The following is a 2,210-nucleotide window of genomic DNA, read 5'->3' as shown; positions in this document are numbered from 1 at the left end:
TGTTAATAGCGGTGATAAAATCCTCATTATAATCGGTTGAAAATTCCCCACAATTATCCGAAATCTCCTCTTAGGAGGAGATCAACATGATACGAAATGGGGAGTTTTACTTGATTCATGACATGAGGAAGCGAGGAATGAATGTGACCCAGATCGCAGAGGAGATGGGAAGAGATCGCAAGACGATTCGCAAGTGGTTGAACGAACAGGAGCCTCGACGCTATCAGCGGACCGTCAGGAAGCCTTGTAAGCTAGATGCGTACAAGGATTACATTCGGGAGCGTATGGAAGAAGGCTGTTTGAATGCAACCGTATTGTTTGAGGAGATTCAGGAGCGAGGGTATACCGGCGGTTCTACCATGGTTCGAGAATTTATGAAGCCACTGCGCCCGGTTGTCATTCAGAAGGCAACGGTTCGCTTCGAGACTCCGCCAGGCTATCAGGCTCAAGTCGATTGGGGCAAATTCGTAGTCGAATGGGCTGGTGCAAGTAAGCGGCTTTACGCCTTCGTCAAAGTGCTTGGTCATTCTCGGATGCTTTATCTGGAGTTTACCGAGGATGAGAAACTGGATACGTTAATGGGTTGCCATCTGAGGGCGATGCAATACTTCGGCGGACGCACGGAGGTCATCTTGTATGACAATATGAAGACCGTAGTCACCGGAGTTGACTCCGAAGGGCATCCGGTCTGGAACGAGCGCTTCTCCCGTTTCGCTGCCCATCACGGGTTTCTGCTGAAGCGCTGCCGTCCATATCGCGCCCGGACGAAAGGCAAAGTTGAGAACGGGATTAGTTATGTGCGCAAAAACTTTTGGCCGCGCGTACGCACCTTTACCGGTTTGGATGATCTGAATAGGCAAGCTCGCAGGTGGATGGATCAAGTCGCCAATAGTCGCGTTCATGGTACCACGCAGTGTGTGCCTTCAGAGCGCTGGCTTCACGAAGGGCTTAAGGCGATCAATCTAACGCCTTTCGCGGAAGTTGAACGCCATCCCCGAAAAGTATCGTCCGACAGCATGGTTTCGTACGACAGTTGCCGTTACTCCGTTCCGCATCGATACGTCGGGCAAACGGTTGACGTGCAAGACCAAAAGAACGGAAGGATCACGATATACTCCGCCGATCAGCTCGTTGCCGATCATCCCAAGTCGTTTACAAAACGAGAGATGGTGATCGATCGCAGCCACTTCGAGGGACTGACAGCCAGCGGGCAGCATAAGGTCCCCACCCCGATGCCCAAGCTGGCACCACGCAGCGCCCCCGAAGTGCTTGAGCGCGACCTAACGGTCTATGAGCAGTTTCTAGACGAGGCGGTGACGCTCCAATGATTCTGCAACATGAACGTCTCAAAGAAACGTTTGCCGAATTTGGCTGGAGCCGTATACCCGAAGTATTTGACGCTCACGCCGAAGAAGCTGCCAAGCTCAATATACCGTATCTTGAATTTTTGGACAAGCTGTTGCAAGAGGAGATTGCGTACAAGCAAGATCGTTTTGTACGAATGCGAACGCGAATGGCAAACTTCCCCTACCACCGGACCCTCGAGGCGTACGACTTTTCCTTTCAGCCCTCTATTGACGAGCGGCGAATTCGGGATTTGGCTACACTTCGTTTTGTGGAGAATCGAGAGAACCTCATTTTTCTCGGTCCTCCTGGTACGGGGAAGACGCATCTGGCGGTCGCACTTGCCATTGAAGCCATTAAGCATCGGTATACCGTCTATTTCATCACGGCACATGATCTGGTACAGATGCTTCAGCAAGCCTACGTGAACCAGACCATAAAGCAGAAAATGAAGGCGCTCAGTAAGCCTAGCTTGCTGATCATTGACGAGATCGGCTACCGTAAGATGGAAGAGCCGGCTGCACATTTTTTCTTCCAAATTGTTTCCGAGCGTTATGAGAGCGGCTCTATTATTCTGACCTCCAACAAATCCTACGGTTCGTGGGGTGATATATTCGGCGACTCCGTCCTAGCTACAGCTATCCTGGATCGCCTCCTGCATCACTCCACAACCGTCAATATTAAGGGTGAGAGTTACCGCGTAAAAGAGAAGAAAAAGGCGGGATTCTTCAAGCCGGATCCGCAGGCACATGAAAAGGAATAGCTGGAATTTTCACGGATGTCGGCCGCCCCCCTAGGGGGGCATCTTGATTCTGATGGGGAATTTTCAACTGATTATTTTGAGGAATTTTCATTTGGTGTTGACA

Annotated in this window: 2 protein-coding genes; both read left to right on the top strand. The window is 50.8% G+C overall.

From position 1 onward, the window contains the following. Positions 1 to 86 precede the first annotated feature (86 nt). Positions 87 to 1,328 (top strand): IS21 family transposase, encoded by a 1,242-nt coding sequence (gene istA, locus IDH41_RS30975; RefSeq protein WP_190868222.1) that lies wholly within the window; start codon positions 87 to 89, stop codon positions 1,326 to 1,328. Next, the gene (gene istB, locus IDH41_RS30970) at positions 1,325 to 2,107 is read left to right on the top strand and encodes an IS21-like element helper ATPase IstB (protein WP_190868220.1); all 783 of its coding nucleotides are present in this window, start codon (positions 1,325 to 1,327) and stop codon (positions 2,105 to 2,107) included. Before istA ends, istB begins: the two co-directional genes overlap by 4 nt. Positions 2,108 to 2,210: the final 103 nt, after the last annotated feature.

This window comes from Paenibacillus arenilitoris, assembly GCF_014705655.1.
Classification (GTDB): Bacteria; Bacillota; Bacilli; order Paenibacillales; family Paenibacillaceae; genus Pristimantibacillus; species Pristimantibacillus arenilitoris.
Note: the sequence above shows the minus strand (reverse complement) of the source record. Positions and strands in the feature narration are given on the sequence as shown.

Coding starts and splice junctions, on each gene's coding strand:
- istA (WP_190868222.1), top strand. CDS start 87: ATGATACGAAATGGGGAGTTTTACTTGATTCATGACATGAGGAAGCGA.
- istB (WP_190868220.1), top strand. CDS start 1,325: ATGATTCTGCAACATGAACGTCTCAAAGAAACGTTTGCCGAATTTGGC.